The sequence below is a fragment of the Thermus oshimai DSM 12092 genome, assembly GCF_000373145.1.
Classification (GTDB): Bacteria; Deinococcota; Deinococci; order Deinococcales; family Thermaceae; genus Thermus; species Thermus oshimai.
Genome location: NZ_KB890610.1, coordinates 1 through 13,728 on the forward strand (window position 1 = coordinate 1; position 13,728 = coordinate 13,728).

The window sequence follows — 13,728 nt, forward strand, 5'->3', positions numbered from 1 at the left end:
CCTTTGGCGAGGTCTTGGCCTTGCAAAAGGAGAAAGATGGCGAGGGTTAGGAGCTCGGCCAGGGTAGCCTTCTGGTGCTTTTGCTTTGGGGGGAGCTTGAAGTCCTGAGCTTGCAAGGCCTTGAGTTCGTCATCCACCCAAATGTAGGTAGCCACCAGAAGGGTTTCCGCGTCAAGATAGTAAAGGGGGTGCTCACGATCTTGCTGCATGGCACCCCCTCTTTTTTCACACCCCAGGGGTTGGGGTCAAGTAGCACACGAAGGAATGTGGATCTCCTGAAACAGGAGGGCGTGCGCCCAGGGGACTGGGTGCTTATCCATGTGGGCTTCGCCATGAGTAAGGTAAGCGAAGAGCAGGCCCAAGCGCAGCTGAGGCTCTTGGCCATGCTAGACGAAGAGGCGCAGGCGGTGGAGGAGGTCCAGGGGTACCGCTTCGACTAGGGGGCAAAATGGAGTTGGAGCTTTACGGAAGCTGCACCTTAGACCAAGATGGCTGCGCAACCTGTGGGGATGTGGCTGTGCCGGTGCGGGTGCTGGCCGTGGAAGAGGGGATTGCCTTTGTGGAGGACCGGCTGGGGCAACAGACGCATGTGGCCGTGGACTTCGTTCCCGATGCCCGTCCCGGAGAGGTGATCCTCGTACACGCTGGGGTAGCCATCGGTCGGGCTCAGGAGTAAGGGATGAGATACGTCGATGAGTTCCGGGACCCGGTGTTAATTCAAAAAACTGCTGAAGAAATCCGCCGCTTGATAGATCCAAATCGGCACTATCGTATCATGGAGGTTTGCGGAGGACATACCTTTTCCATCTATCGCTTTGGCCTCCAGGACCTCCTACCTTCCAACGTCGAGCTGGTCCACGGGCCGGGATGTCCGGTTTGCGTCCTGCCCATGGGAAGGGTAGATGACGGGCTTTCCCTTTCGGAAAACCCGAGGGTAATCCTTACGGCCTTCGGGGACATGATGCGCGTCCCGGGTAGGCGAGGCAGTCCCCTGGAGCTTAAGGCAAGGGGGGCGGACATCCGCATGGTGTATTCCCCTTTGGACGCGCTTAAGCTTGCCAGAGAAAATCCCGATCGGGAAGTCGTTTTCTTTGCTATAGGTTTCGAGACCACCGCTCCCTCCACCGCCCTTACCCTTCTTCGGGCACGGGCACTGGGGGTGAAGAACTTCTCGGTCTTCTGCAATCACGTTCTGATTGTTCCTGCTATCCGGGCCATCTTAGACTCGCCGGATATGCGCTTAGATGCTTTTATCGGCCCCGGACACGTTTCCACAGTAATCGGGTGCCGCCCCTATGAGTTTATCGCTCGCGACTACGGCAAGCCGGTAGTGATCTCCGGCTTTGAGCCTTTGGACCTCCTTCAGTCCATCCTCATGATCCTACGTCAGCTCCGGGAGGGAAGGGCTGAGGTAGAAAACCAGTACAAGCGAGCCGTGCCTTGGGAGGGTAATCTGCCCGCGCTTAGGGCAATGGCCGAGGTCTTTGAGCTAAGGCCCTACTTCGAGTGGCGTGGCCTTGGCTTCATTTCGCAGTCTGCGCTTCGGCTTCGGGAGGAATTTGCTCCTTGGGATGCGGAGGTTCGCTTTGCCGTGCCTGGGGTGCGGGTGACCGATCCCAAGGCCGCCCAGTGCGGGGAGGTTCTTAAGGGTGTGCTCAAGCCTCCCCAGTGTAAGCTTTTCGGCAGGGAGTGCACGCCGGAGTACCCCATAGGGGCCCTGATGGTTTCCTCGGAAGGGGCTTGTGCCGCTTACTATCACCACGTCTACCTGCGCCAGGCCGCGGAGGGGGGAACGAATGGCTGAGGCGACCGTGCGTTTCCGCGATACCTGCATCGAGCTCGCCCATGGGGCTGGGGGGAAGGCAAGCCGCCGTCTCATCGAAGGGCTTTTTTTGCCCCTTCTGCGAAACCCAACCCTCGCGGGCCTTGCCGACGCGGCTGTTCTGGAGCTGGAAGGGCTAAGGCTTGCCCTAACAGCAGATAGTTTTGTGGTCAAGCCCATCGTTTTTCCTGGGGGCTCCCTTGGAGAACTGGCGATAAACGGCACGGTGAATGACCTGGCGATGGTGGGGGCAAGACCCCTGGCCCTCCTTGCTACCTTTATCCTTGAAGCTGGACTCGATGCGGGTGTTCTGGAAACTCAGGTAAAAGCCATGGCGCAGGCAGCCGAGAGGGCAGGGGTACCGGTGGTGGGTGGAGACACCAAGGTGGTGGAGCATGGTAAGGCTGATAGCCTCTACGTAACCACCGCAGGTCTGGGATTGGTGGACCCCCGAGTAGATCTCTCCCCAAAAGCAGTCCGCCCCGGGGACCAGGTTCTCCTTTCAGGACCCATTGGGGATCACGGGGTTACCGTGCTCCTTGCCCGAGGAGAACTGGATCTGGAGGCCAGCCTCCGGTCCGATACCCGACCCGTCTGGTTCTTGGTAGAGGCCTTGATTGAGAAAGTCGCCTCCGGTTTACGCTGGATGCGCGACCCCACCCGGGGTGGGGTGGCAACGGCCTTGAACGAGCTCGCCCGAGATGCGGGCGTGGGAGTGGTGCTCTTTGAGGAGGCCCTTCCGGTGAGGGAGGAAGTCCGGGGAGCTTGCGAGATCCTGGGCCTGGACCCGTTACATATCGCCTGCGAAGGCCAGTTCCTGGCCGTGGTGGCTAAGGAACAGGGGGAGGCGGCTCTCGAGGCCCTGCGCCGGACCCCGGGTGGGGAGGAAGCGTGTCTGGTGGGCGAGATACGGGCGGAGCCTGTGGGAACAGTGCAGGTGCTTTCGAGATACGGAGGCAGCCGGGTGGTGGACATGCTGGTGGGAGATCCCCTGCCCCGGATCTGCTAAGAGGATTAAGGCATGGCAGTCAAGGTGGCAGAACTAGCTTCTTGGGTTCGGGAGCGGCTGCTTTTGCGCAACGAGGCCTCTAGGGCTTTCTTCCCAGGGGAAGCCGTCCCCCTTGCCGAGGCCTGTCAGAAGATGGCCGAACGTTTCCTCCGGGGGGGAAGGCTGCTTGCTTTCGGAAAAGGGCCCTACGCTACCGATGCCCAGCATGTTTCCGTGGAGTTTGTCCACCCGGTAATCGTGGGCAAACGGGCCTTGCCTGCCCTAGACCTTTCCTTGGATTTCTGGCCCTGGCTTCAGGCCTTGCTTCGGCCCGAGGATATGGTCATGGGTTTCGGCCCCCCCGAGGGCGACGAAGAGGTTTCCCAAGCCCTGGTTTGGGCCCAGGCTCGTGGAGCCCAAACCTTTGCGTTACCAGGCACCCGAGGCGACTACGCGGTCAGGGCCCCCGCGGCTGATCCCTTTGTCCATCAAGAACTTCTGGAAATTCTCTACCACACCCTGTGGGAAACCGTTCACGTCTTCTTTGAGCACCGGGAGCTCGGGCACGAGGTGGGTCCGGCAGGTTTTCTCTACCCTAGCCTAGGCCAGGTGCGGCAGGACACCCGAGGAGTGGTGGGGGAAGTGGCAGCTTCCATCCAGGCTAAGGCGGAGGAAGACGAGAGGTTACGCATGAAAGTGGCCCAGGAAGAGGCCGAAACCCTGGCCGAACTCATCCAAGCCATAGGCTCGCGGCTTGCCCAAGGAGGCAAGCTCCTCCTTTTCGGCAACGGCGGCTCGGCTACCGATGCCAACGATTTCGCAATCGACTGCGTGAACCCCCCTCCAGGTTGGCGACCCATCCCCGCGGTTTCCTTGGCCCTCGAACCTGCTGTCCTTTCGGCCTTGGCCAACGACGTAGGGGCGGAGGTGATCTTCCTGCGCCAGATCCACGCCCAGGCCCGCCCTGAAGATGTGGCCATCGGCATCTCCACCAGTGGGGGTTCAAAAAACGTGCTTTTGGCCCTAGAAGAGGCCCGCCGACGGGGGCTCCTGACGGTGGCTCTTCTGGGCTACGATGGGGGGGAGGTGGTGCGACAGGGACTGGCCCATTTCCCCCTTGTGGTTCGCTCCGATTACATCCCCCGTATCCAAGAGGTTCAAGCTTCGGTCTACCACGTGATTCGGGAGGGCTTGGAGGTGTACCTTGGTTAAGCTTGAACTCTATGGAACCAAGGGTTGCCCCTATACCGCCGAGCTGCGGGAGGAGCTTGTTTGGCGGGGGATGCCCTTTGTCGAGTACGATGTAGAGGAAGATCTCGAGGCCTTGACGCGCCTCAGGAAGCTCACCGGGGGCTGGATGGTGCCCGTGCTCGTGGAAGACGGCCGGGTGGTTCAAGTGGGTTGGCAGGGCCGCGGGTGTGTGGTGGCGAATCCCGCGGGAAGGGAAGACCAGGGAAAGGCCTAAGGGAGCGGGGCTGGGAATTGGGTCTTAGAGGCCTAGCGGAGGTCCACTTGCGATTGGCCAGGAGTTAAGAGCCAAACCGCAATGAAGCAGGCTTGGCGGGTACGCGTTTGGGGGGTTGTGCAGGGGGTAGGCTTCCGTCCCTTTGTCTACCGACTGGCACAAGCGTACGGGCTGGGGGGCTGGGTAAGGAATGACGAGGAGGCGGTGGAAATGCATGTGGAGGGTCCCTCAGCTGCGCTGGAGGCTTTCTTGGAGGAGCTAAGCAACCACCCTCCGCCGGCTGCTCGGATCGACCGGGTGGTCATAGAGGAAGTGGCGCCAGAGGACCTTGTGGTCTTTGAAATCCGCGAAAGCGCCAAGCGTGACCGTCCAACGGTACGCATCTCCCCCGACCTTGCGGTCTGTCCCGCCTGCCTAAAGGAGCTTTTTGATCCTCAGGACCGGCGTTACCTTTATCCCTACATCAATTGCACAAACTGCGGCCCACGATACTCTATCGTTCTCGCTTTGCCCTACGATCGCTCCCGGACCACCATGAAGGCCTGGGCTTTGTGTCCGGTCTGTGCCCGGGAGTATGAAGACCCCCTGGATCGCCGCTTCCATGCCCAGCCCATCGCCTGCCCAGCGTGTGGGCCCCACTACTTCCTGCGAGAGGAGGATCGGCTGACCCCTGGGGACGAGGCGGCCATAAGGCGTGCGGTTGAACTCCTTAGGGAAGGAAGGATTATCGCGGTAAAGGGTCTGGGAGGATACCATTTGGCCTGCGATGCCGAGAATGCCCAGGCAGTGCAGGCGCTTAGGGAAAGAAAGTACCGCAAGGAAAAACCCTTCGCCCTTATGGTCCGGGACCTCGAGATAGCCCGGGCTCTGATCGAGCTTACGCCAGAGGCTGAGGCCCTTCTTACTTCTTCGGCCAGGCCCATCCTCCTGGCTCCAGCCCGGCGGGAGCTCCCTGGGGTAGCCCCGGAGAACCGGGATCTGGGTGTGATGCTTCCCTATACTCCCCTTCACTACCTCCTCTTTCACTACGGAGCCCCACCGGTTTTGGTCATGACCAGCGCCAACCGATCGTCCGAACCCATGGCCTATAGGGATGAGGAGGCTCTGGAGAAGCTTTCCGGGATTGCCGATGCTTTTTTGATAGGAGAACGCCCCATTGCCCGGCGGGTGGACGACTCGGTGGTCCGGGTGGGGACGTTTGGCCCCTTGATCCTTCGGCGGGCCCGAGGGTATGCCCCAGCCATGGTGGCTCGGCTTCCCCTTTCCCCACCCCTACTTGCAGTGGGGGCGGACTTAAAAAATGCGGTGACCTTAGTGGTAGAAGGCCAGGCCCTGATGAGCCAGCATCTGGGAGACCTAGAGCATTATGAAGCCTTCATAGCGTTCCAGGAAGCCGTACAAAGCCTTCTTTCCGTATACGAGTTGGAAGCAGAGGAGATCTGGGTAGTTCATGACCTCCACCCGCAGTATCGTTCAACAGCTTATGCCCTAAGCCTTTCGGCCCGCAGCCATTATGCCGTCCAGCATCACCAGGCTCATGTGGCCGCCGTGCTCGCAGAGCGAGGGGCTTTTGAGGAGCGAGTGGTGGGTGTGGCCTTTGACGGCACAGGGTACGGGGAAGACGGCGCCATCTGGGGCGGGGAGTTCTTCCTAGGGAGTCTGGCAGAAGGACTGACGCGCGTGGGCCATCTGCGCTATGCGGCTCTTCCTGGGGGTGATGCCGCTGCTCGCTTCCCTATCCAGGCAGCGGTGGGGTTTCTAGACCAAATCGAAGAGATACCCGATCTAACCCAGCCTCCTTTCTCCTTTTCAGAGCGCTACTTAAAAGCCCGAGAGCTTTTGCGGAGTGGACTACGGGTCTTTCCCACAACCTCGGTGGGACGTCTTTTTGACACGGTGGCCGCTCTTTTGGGATTTGCGCGGGAGATTACTTTCGAGGGTCAGGCAGCCATCTGGCTAGAACACCTGGCACGTAAGGCCCTGCCCGTAAAGCCCTATCCGTTCCCCTGGAATGGTAAGGAGTTGGATTTTAGGCCACTTTTGGAAGCGGTTCTCTGGGACCGAGCGCGAGGACGGGACCCTTCGGAGATCGCTCGCGCCTTCCACAGGGGGCTAGCCCAAGGTTTGGTCTCGGCAGCTGTGACCTTGGCCGAAGCCCATGGGGCTATAGCCTTGGTCCTCTCTGGCGGAGTTTTTCAGAACGCTCTTTTACTAGAGGAAATCAGGGCTTTTCTCAGAGAAGTACTGCCTGTTTGGCTACCTCGCGAAGTGCCCCCAAATGATGGGGGTATTAGCCTAGGCCAGGCAGCGCTAGCAACTTTCTCCGAGTCCTTGGCTTTGGATAGGACCTCTTAGGGAGGCTCGCTTAGGATGAGGGTGTGGGCCGGTGGCGGGTCGCCCTCCTCCTCGCCCCCTCGCCCCTGGACGCCCACCCTGACCACCGAGCGACCGCCTACCTGGCCCTACGGGCCCTGAGACCCGGGGTGCGGGCCCTCTTCTGGATCGTCCACGGGGGGTGGGAGTGGCCCCTGCCCAAGGGGTACCACCCAGGCCTTCCCCTGGAGCCCCCGCCTCGAGGGCGCGGCCTAAGCTGGCGGCGGCTGGACCTGCCGCCCTCCGCCGAGGAGGCCAAGCGCCAGGCCCTCCTGGCCCACCAAAGCCAGCAGCACCTCCTCTCCCGTTTCCTCATGGCCTTCGTACGCCGCAACGAGCTTTATAGCCCCCTCCCCCGCCACCCCCTGCCGGAGTCCGGGCGCTAAGGGGGTGGCGGGATCCGCAAGGCCCTGCCCGGAGGTATAACCGGGTGGGATGGGCGAGGAAGCGGAGGAGATCCGCCTGCTGCGCCGGGTGGCCCTGGGGGACGAGGAGGCCCTCCTTGCCCTCTACCGCCGCTACGCCCCGAGGGTCCACGGGCTCGCCCGGCGCATCCTCCGGGACGGGCACGAGGCCAAGGACGTGGTGCAGGAGACCTTCTTGCGCATCTGGAACCAGGCGGAGCGCTTTGATCCCGCCCTGGGCCGGCCCGCCACCTGGATCCTCGCCATCGCCCATAAGCCCCTCTTCTTCGAGGAGGAGGGGGCGGAGGAGCGCGTGGGCGGGGACGACCACCTGGACCGCATCCGGGTGGCCCAGGCCCTGAAGGCCCTATCCCCTGAGGAAAGGAAGCTTCTGGAGCTCGCCTACTTCCAGGGCTACTCCCACAGCGAGCTCGCCCTGCTTTTGGGCTGGCCGCTTGGTACGGTGAAGAGCCGGATCCGCCGCGCCTTGGCCAAGCTGGAGGGGAAGCTCCGATGACCCACCCGGACCCCGACGACCTCCTTCGCCTGGCTTTAGACCTCCTCCCCGAGGGGCAAGGGGCGGGCCTTAGGGCCCATCTGCGCCGCTGCCCCTCCTGCCGCGCCGCCTACCGCGCCTACCTCGAGGCCTTGACCGCCTTAGCCCCTGAGGAGCCCGTGCCCCCTTCCTGGGAGGAGGAGCTAAGGGAGCGCCTCCGCCCAAGGCCCCTCCCGTCGCGCCGGCGGGTTCTGGCCCTCTGGCTTACCGCCCTCCTCCTCACCCTCCTAGGAGCCTTTGGGCTCCGGACCTGGCAGAAGGCGCTTGCCGAGAGGCGCTTTTTCGCCCTGGCGGCCGAGCCTGGGGCCCGGCTCATGCCCCTCCTCGCCCCCTCGGGGCAGCAGACGGGCTGGGCCCTGCGCACCTCGGGGGGTGAGGTGCTTCTCCTCCTCAAGTCCCCCCTGCCCCCGGGCCGGGTCTACCAGGCCTGGCTCCTCCAGGAGGGCCACCGGAAGAGCCTCGGCCTTTCCCCCACCCCCCTCCTGGAGCTGGGTCCCCTGCCCGAGGGAAGCCTGGTGGGGGTCTCGGTGGAGCCCCCGGGGGGTAGCCCCGCCCCCACCACTCCCTCGGTGGGCCGGGCGCGGATCTAGAAGGAGTGGCCATGAAGGGATGGGAAGCGGGACTGATCGCCTCCGGCCTAAGCCTGATCCTGGAAGCCCTGGGACGGAATAACCCCCTCCTCGGCCTCTACGGGGCCCTGACCCACCTCCTCGGCACCCCGGGGGCCTTCAACCTCCTCCACCGCCTCTTGGGCTACGGGGAGGCGGCCAAGGCCTTGGCCTTCTTGGCCGCCTTAGGCCTCTTCCTCCTCCTGCACCGCCTCCTTTGGGGCTGGCCCTACCTGCTTTTAGCCCTCTACCTGGCCCTGGCGGGGCCTTGGGGCCTCCTTGCGGGGCTTTGGCTTTTCCTCCCCCGGGGCTGGTCCGGGGAAAGGCGGCAAGTCCTAGGGCTCGGGCTTCTGGCCCTGGCCGCCCTGCTTTTGGGGCGGAGGCGGGAGGGCGCCCGTAAGGCCAGCGCTTCCCTCCTCCTGGGCCAAGGGAGCCTCTACCAGGTTTCCAAGAACCCTCCCTTCCTGGACCCCGACCTCCGGGGCCGCCCCTACCGCTTGGAGGTGGCGGGGCTCGTGGACCGCCCCTTGGTCCTCTCCCTTCAGGACCTCATGGCCCTGCCCGCCCGGGAGCTCGTCCACACCCTCATCTGCATCTCCAACCCCGTGGGCGGGGATCTGGTGGGGTGCCTGCGCTGGAAGGGGGTTTCCCTCCCCGCCCTCTTGGAGCGGGCCGGGCCTAAGCGGGAGGCCCGCTACCTCCGCTTTGAGGCCGCGGACGGGTACGTGGAGTCCTTGCCCCTGGCCGAGCTCCCCGAGGACGCCCTCCTGGCCTACGCCGCCTTTGACCCGGAAAGGGGAGGGTACGAGCCCTTGTGGCCCAGCCACGGCTACCCTGTCCGCCTCCTGCTCCCGGGCCGGTACGGGATGAAGCAGCCCAAGTGGCTTACGAGGATCCGCCTGGAGGCGGAAAAGACCCTGGGGTACTGGGCCGAACGGGGTTGGAGCGAGGAGGCCCGGGTGCGGCCCATGAGCCGGATCGACTGGCCCCCTCCCGGGGCCTCCCTAAGGGTAGGGGAGGCCCTCGAGGTGCGGGGCATCGCCTTTGCCGGGGAAAAGCCGGTGCTGGCGGTGGAGGTCTCGGTGGACGGGGGGAAGGGCTGGGAAAGGGCTGAGCTCCTCCCCGCCCCGGGACCCTACGCCTGGCGGCTTTGGCGCTACCTCTGGCGCCCGGAGGCCCCGGGGCGCCAGGCCCTTTTGGTGCGGGCCTGGACCCGGGAGGGCCCCCAGGACCCCACCCCAAGGGACCCCCTCCCGGATGGGGCCACGGGGCTCCACCGGGTGGAGGTCGTGGTGCGCTGAGGCCGCCCTGGGGCCGGGATCCGCCCCATCCCTTTTCGGGGTATTACCGGGTGGAGGTGAAGGTATGGAGCGCAGGAGGTTCTTGCAGGTTGCAGGTGGGGTTCTGGTTTCCGCCTTGGCCGGCCGGGCCTGGGCCCTGGTTCCGGCCACGGGGGAGGGGATCTTCCGCCGCTACCCCGGGGAGTTCGCCAACTTCTCCGTGCCCCCGGGCCGGCCCTTCGCCGCCCAGGGGGTGGGGGAGACCCCTTTGGGCACCTCGGTCCTCATCTGTACCGTTAAGGAGCAGTCCCTGCCCTACCACCGGGAAAGGCTGGAGGTGGCCTTGGTCCTCAAGGGCAAGGGGGTTTTGCTGGCGAAACCCACCTGGCTCCCAAACAAGCCGTCCTCATTCCCCCATGACCGCCCACGCCTTCGTGGGGGAACCGGACCCCCTTTCCCGCTTTAGCCGTGACAACTCCCCGTTCTGAAGAACGGGGGCTGCAAGGTATGCTTCCCCGTGACCCCTGACCCATGGGCCATATCCCGCTCTAAAAGGCTCCCTGACCCCGTCCCCAGTTGCCCTTTCCGGGCTCACTTCCGGTCCATCCCCACGGGCGTGGGGACTACGGTGCGGCAGTGTGGATTAAAACCCGCTACAGCGGTCCATCCCCACGGGCGTGGGGACTACGTCCCTTGAGGAGGCCTCCGCCGCCTCCCGGACGGTCCATCCCCACGGGCGTGGGGACTACAGCGTCCTTCCCTGCCATTGAATTTCTCCCACCGGTCCATCCCCACGGGCGTGGGGACTACCGCTGTTCCGGTGTCGGCCGCTCCCCCGGCCGCGGTCCATCCCCACGGGCGTGGGGACTACCGGCTCAATGCCTACTACGATGCACTGGACGCAGGTCCATCCCCACGGGCGTGGGGACTACCTGTCCAGCGATCCATCTGGCGGTCCTTCCCGGACGGCGGGCGGTGCACTATAGTTTGGCCAAAGCTCCGGCACCGGGGCCGGTGCCGCGCCGCGGGGGGATGGCCGATGACGGGTGCACACTGGGACGCCGTGTTCGACGAGGATTACCTGTACTTCTACGAGACCTTCTTGCACGACGAGCGCAACGAGAAGGAGGCCGAGCTCATCGCCCGGCTCCTCGACCTCGGTCCGGGGGCGGATGTGCTGGATGTGCCTTGCGGGCACGGCCGCATCGCCGTGCGCCTGGCGCGCCGAGGCTGCCGCGTGACCGGCCTCGACGCCAGCCCGCTGTTCCTGGAGCGGGCCCGCCAGGCCGCGGCGGCCGCGGGCGTCGGCGTCGAGTGGGTCCACGGCGACATGCGGGCCCTGCCGTTCGGGCGAGACTTCGACGCCGTGGTCAACTGGTTCACCTCCTTCGGCTACTTCGACGACGAGGAGAACCGCCGCGTGCTGGCGGAGTTCCGGCGCGTGCTGCGGCCCGGCGGCCGGCTGCTGATCGAGACGGTCCACCGCGACCGGATCCTGCGCAGCCTGCCGCCCGGCGAGCCGGTGCGCTTCGACGTGGTCCGCCGGGGCGACGACCTGATGATCGACCGCACCGGGTACGAACCGCTCACCGGGCGCGTGCAGACCGACCGCACCATCGTCCGGGACGGGCGTGTGCGCCGGTTCGCGTACGGGCTGCGGCTGTATACGCCGGTGGAGCTGCGGGACGAGCTGCTGCGGGCCGGGTTCGCCCGCGTCGAGCTGCTGGGCGACGAGGGCGGACCGCTCACGCTCGACAGCCGGCGGCTGCTCGCCGTCGCGCAGGCGTGAGCGAGGGCGCCGAACCGCTGGCGCGCGCCGCGACCCGGGAAGGCAAGCGGCGCCCGGTGGCGAACCCATGGTGCGGCCAGTTCCGTGGTGCGCAGCGACCGTCCGGGAGGAGGCGACGTGGACCGGAGCCATCGATGGGCAGTGGCGCCCGGGGGTGCGCTGCATGGCGGGGGCCGGCGCTGCGCGGCGTCGAGCCCCGCGACGGGATCCTGATCCTTGACGAATCCTGGACGAGGAGGGCGGCGGGTGGAAGGAGAGCAGCTCTCCCTGTTCGGCGAGCCGGCCCCCGCGCAGCGCGGCGCCCGGGACGAGGCGGCCGCCGCGGCCGAGCCGCTGCCCGCGGCGCCGATCAGCGGCACGCCGTCCGCGGTTGCGCCTCCCGCGGTCGCGGACGGCGACCCCGTGCGGTCCGGCCTCTTCGGCGCCATCGAAGACCTGGACGAGCTGGCCCGCATCGCCGCGGGGTGCCGCCGCTGCGGCCTGCGCGACGGGTGTACGCAGGTCGTGTTCGGCGAGGGGGACCCGCAGGCGGCCCTGATGCTGGTGGGTGAGGGGCCGGGCCAGACCGAGGACGAGCTGGGGCGGCCGTTCGTGGGCAAGGCCGGCCAGCTGCTCGACCGCATCCTGGCCGCGGCCGGATTCCGGCGGGAGGAAGTCTACATCACGAACGTCGTCAAGTGCCGGCCGCCCGGCAACCGGGTGCCCACCGACGCCGAGATGATGACCTGCCTGCCCTACCTGCACGCGCAGATAAGGATCATCCGGCCGGCCATCCTGGTCTGCCTGGGCTCGACGGCGGTGCGGGCCGTCGTGTCGCCGTCGCTGCGCATCAGCCAGGCGCGCGGTCGCTGGCACGAGCGCTGGGGCGTCCGCATCATGGCGACCTACCACCCGGCCGCGCTGTTGCGCGACCCCAGCAAGAAGCGCCCGGTCTGGGAAGACGGTCCATCCCCACGGGCGTGGGGACTACGCCAGGCCATGGCCATGGGAATCCGTCGCCTTCGGTCCATCCCCACGGGCGTGGGGACTACGCTATTTTAGCGTCCTGGGCCGGGCCGACGATGGTCCATCCCCACGGGCGTGGGGACTACGGGCGGATGCGCCTGGGATTGCGTTCCCAGGGCGGTCCATCCCCACGGGCGTGGGGACTACGCTATTTTAGCGTCCTGGGCCGGGCCGACGATGGTCCATCCCCACGGGCGTGGGGACTACGGGCGGATGCGCCTGGGATTGCGTTCCCAGGGCGGTCCATCCCCACGGGCGTGGGGACTACTTTTGCCTCTCCTCGCTCCGGGGGGTCGTCATCGGTCCATCCCCACGGGCGTGGGGACTACGACGGCACCCTGCTGGCGGGTTATCACCGCTACCGGTCCATCCCCACGGGCGTGGGGACTACGGGGAACGGAAGGAGGGGCATAGATGGGCACCGGTCCATCCCCACGGGCGTGGGGACTACGCAATCCGCCGCACCCCCTCGGGGGTGGCCTCGGTCCATCCCCACGGGCGTGGGGACTACGCCACGTGGCGCGCAAGGCAGCCCACGCCTCCGGTCCATCCCCACGGGCGTGGGGACTACACCCAGCCGAAGCCAGGGCATAGAGATCAAGCCGGTCCATCCCCACGGGCGTGGGGACTACACGGCCTGGAGAGAGAGCTGGACCCGAGCCGTCGGTCCATCCCCACGGGCGTGGGGACTACGCTGTGGGGCCTCAGCGGGTGAGCGTTCAGCCGGTCCATCCCCACGGGCGTGGGGACTACACGGCCTGGAGAGAGAGCTGGACCCGAGCCGTCGGTCCATCCCCACGGGCGTGGGGACTACGCTGTGGGGCCTCAGCGGGTGAGCGTTCAGCCGGTCCATCCCCACGGGCGTGGGGACTACTAACCGTGGACCGCTCGACGCTACACCCCGACCGGTCCATCCCCACGGGCGTGGGGACTACTGGGGGTGGTGCTCGTGCTGAACCGGCCCAAGCGGTCCATCCCCACGGGCGTGGGGACTACACTTGACCAGGACAGCAAAAACGCCCGCTCACCCCCCGTTATGTGTCTAGTTGGGAGTGGCTACGGATTTTCCTTTTCAAGATCCCCCTCGGAAGCTTTGGCACGGCGTTTCTCGTACCTCGCAAATAACTTGGACAACTTCTCTGCTTTTCGCATTGCCTCGGCGTTCCGGGTCGTGTCAAGAGTTATGTGTAAGAGTCTGTGTACGGGGGGCATACCGCTCCTGAAGCATCTTCTCCAGCACCTCCTTCACCTCCGAGAACCCCTTTAGTTTCCGTTCTGCCCACCTCCCTTCCTGCCTCTCCGACTCCAGGTAAAGAAGCTTGTACACCGCCTCTTCCTTAGGAAACTTGTGGTCCCGCACCTTCGTCCCCCGCCGTAGCTCCCGGATAAACCGCTCCATCAGGTTGGTGCTCCGCAGGTACGGCCAAAGCACCTTGGG

The 13,728-nt window shown here is 65.5% G+C and carries 13 protein-coding genes, 3 pseudogenes and 2 CRISPR repeat arrays; of the genes and pseudogenes, 14 read left to right on the forward strand and 2 right to left on the reverse strand.

The window, feature by feature from the left end:
* A pseudogene (locus tag B043_RS12245) lies at positions 1–209 on the reverse strand (transposase); the annotation flags it as partial.
* A 57-nt stretch (positions 210–266) separates the two neighbouring features.
* Between B043_RS12245 and B043_RS13320 the strand changes: the two are divergent.
* From B043_RS13320 to B043_RS13460, 14 genes and pseudogenes are all read left to right on the forward strand, one after another.
* Entirely contained in the window at positions 267–440 is a 174-nt protein-coding gene (locus B043_RS13320; protein WP_018461213.1) for a HypC/HybG/HupF family hydrogenase formation chaperone, read from the forward strand.
* An 8-nt stretch (positions 441–448) separates the two neighbouring features.
* The gene (locus B043_RS0105305; protein ID WP_014511318.1) at positions 449–676 is read left to right on the forward strand and encodes a HypC/HybG/HupF family hydrogenase formation chaperone; all 228 of its coding nucleotides are present in this window, start codon (positions 449–451) and stop codon (positions 674–676) included.
* A 3-nt stretch (positions 677–679) separates the two neighbouring features.
* Positions 680–1,804, forward strand: coding sequence for a hydrogenase formation protein HypD (gene hypD, locus B043_RS0105310; protein ID WP_014511319.1), 1,125 nt, complete (start codon positions 680–682; stop codon positions 1,802–1,804).
* Complete coding sequence (hypE, locus tag B043_RS0105315; protein ID WP_014511320.1) at positions 1,797–2,831, forward strand: hydrogenase expression/formation protein HypE; 1,035 nt, start codon at positions 1,797–1,799, stop codon at positions 2,829–2,831. The genes hypD and hypE overlap by 8 nt, the downstream gene beginning before the upstream one ends.
* Before the next feature lie 12 nt (positions 2,832–2,843).
* A complete protein-coding gene (locus B043_RS0105320; protein ID WP_018461214.1) occupies positions 2,844–4,022 on the forward strand; it encodes an SIS domain-containing protein in 1,179 nt (392 codons plus the stop codon).
* On the forward strand, positions 4,015–4,275 hold the full coding sequence (locus B043_RS0105325; RefSeq protein WP_014511322.1) for a Uxx-star family glutaredoxin-like (seleno)protein: 261 nt from the start codon (positions 4,015–4,017) through the stop codon (positions 4,273–4,275). Before B043_RS0105320 ends, B043_RS0105325 begins: the two co-directional genes overlap by 8 nt.
* An 81-nt stretch (positions 4,276–4,356) precedes the next feature.
* Complete coding sequence (gene hypF, locus B043_RS12605) at positions 4,357–6,630, forward strand: carbamoyltransferase HypF (RefSeq protein ID WP_081623137.1); 2,274 nt, start codon at positions 4,357–4,359, stop codon at positions 6,628–6,630.
* Positions 6,631–6,665: 35 nt separating this feature from the next.
* Positions 6,666–7,034: pseudogene (locus B043_RS12255) on the forward strand (PIG-L deacetylase family protein); the annotation flags it as partial.
* A 49-nt stretch (positions 7,035–7,083) separates the two neighbouring features.
* Positions 7,084–7,569: a sigma-70 family RNA polymerase sigma factor gene (locus B043_RS0105340; RefSeq protein ID WP_018461217.1), complete on the forward strand. Its 486-nt coding sequence runs from the start codon at positions 7,084–7,086 to the stop codon at positions 7,567–7,569.
* Positions 7,566–8,198 carry an anti-sigma factor gene (locus B043_RS0105345; protein ID WP_018461218.1) on the forward strand — a complete coding sequence of 211 codons (633 nt, stop codon included), beginning with the start codon at positions 7,566–7,568 and terminating at the stop codon, positions 8,196–8,198. Before B043_RS0105340 ends, B043_RS0105345 begins: the two co-directional genes overlap by 4 nt.
* Before the next feature lie 11 nt (positions 8,199–8,209).
* Positions 8,210–9,517, forward strand: coding sequence for a molybdopterin-dependent oxidoreductase (locus B043_RS0105350; RefSeq protein ID WP_018461219.1), 1,308 nt, complete (start codon positions 8,210–8,212; stop codon positions 9,515–9,517).
* A 64-nt stretch (positions 9,518–9,581) separates the two neighbouring features.
* Positions 9,582–9,962 (forward strand): hypothetical protein, encoded by a 381-nt coding sequence (locus B043_RS0105355; protein WP_018461220.1) that lies wholly within the window; start codon positions 9,582–9,584, stop codon positions 9,960–9,962.
* Positions 9,963–10,094: 132 nt separating this feature from the next.
* A CRISPR array of direct repeats spans positions 10,095–10,428; the repeat unit is 29 nt; unit sequence CGGTCCATCCCCACGGGCGTGGGGACTAC.
* A gap of 131 nt (positions 10,429–10,559) precedes the next feature.
* Positions 10,560–11,285, forward strand: a complete 726-nt coding sequence (locus B043_RS0105360) for a class I SAM-dependent methyltransferase (protein ID WP_169335130.1) — start codon at positions 10,560–10,562, stop codon at positions 11,283–11,285.
* Positions 11,286–11,789: 504 nt separating this feature from the next.
* Positions 11,790–12,209: pseudogene (locus B043_RS13460) on the forward strand (uracil-DNA glycosylase); the annotation flags it as partial.
* A gap of 17 nt (positions 12,210–12,226) precedes the next feature.
* Positions 12,227–13,286: direct repeats of the CRISPR family, unit length 29 nt; unit sequence CGGTCCATCCCCACGGGCGTGGGGACTAC.
* Between the two features lie 178 nt (positions 13,287–13,464).
* On the opposite strand, the gene B043_RS0105375 reads toward B043_RS13460, so the two are convergent.
* The coding region (locus B043_RS0105375) for a transposase (protein WP_018461222.1) at positions 13,465–13,728 on the reverse strand (264 nt) is incomplete at its 5' end.

Coding starts and splice junctions, on each gene's coding strand:
- B043_RS0105305 (WP_014511318.1), top strand. CDS start 449: ATGGAGTTGGAGCTTTACGGAAGCTGCACCTTAGACCAAGATGGCTGC.
- hypD (WP_014511319.1), top strand. CDS start 680: ATGAGATACGTCGATGAGTTCCGGGACCCGGTGTTAATTCAAAAAACT.
- hypE (WP_014511320.1), top strand. CDS start 1,797: ATGGCTGAGGCGACCGTGCGTTTCCGCGATACCTGCATCGAGCTCGCC.
- B043_RS0105320 (WP_018461214.1), top strand. CDS start 2,844: ATGGCAGTCAAGGTGGCAGAACTAGCTTCTTGGGTTCGGGAGCGGCTG.
- hypF (WP_081623137.1), top strand. CDS start 4,357: ATGAAGCAGGCTTGGCGGGTACGCGTTTGGGGGGTTGTGCAGGGGGTA.
- B043_RS0105340 (WP_018461217.1), top strand. CDS start 7,084: ATGGGCGAGGAAGCGGAGGAGATCCGCCTGCTGCGCCGGGTGGCCCTG.
- B043_RS0105345 (WP_018461218.1), top strand. CDS start 7,566: ATGACCCACCCGGACCCCGACGACCTCCTTCGCCTGGCTTTAGACCTC.
- B043_RS0105350 (WP_018461219.1), top strand. CDS start 8,210: ATGAAGGGATGGGAAGCGGGACTGATCGCCTCCGGCCTAAGCCTGATC.
- B043_RS0105355 (WP_018461220.1), top strand. CDS start 9,582: ATGGAGCGCAGGAGGTTCTTGCAGGTTGCAGGTGGGGTTCTGGTTTCC.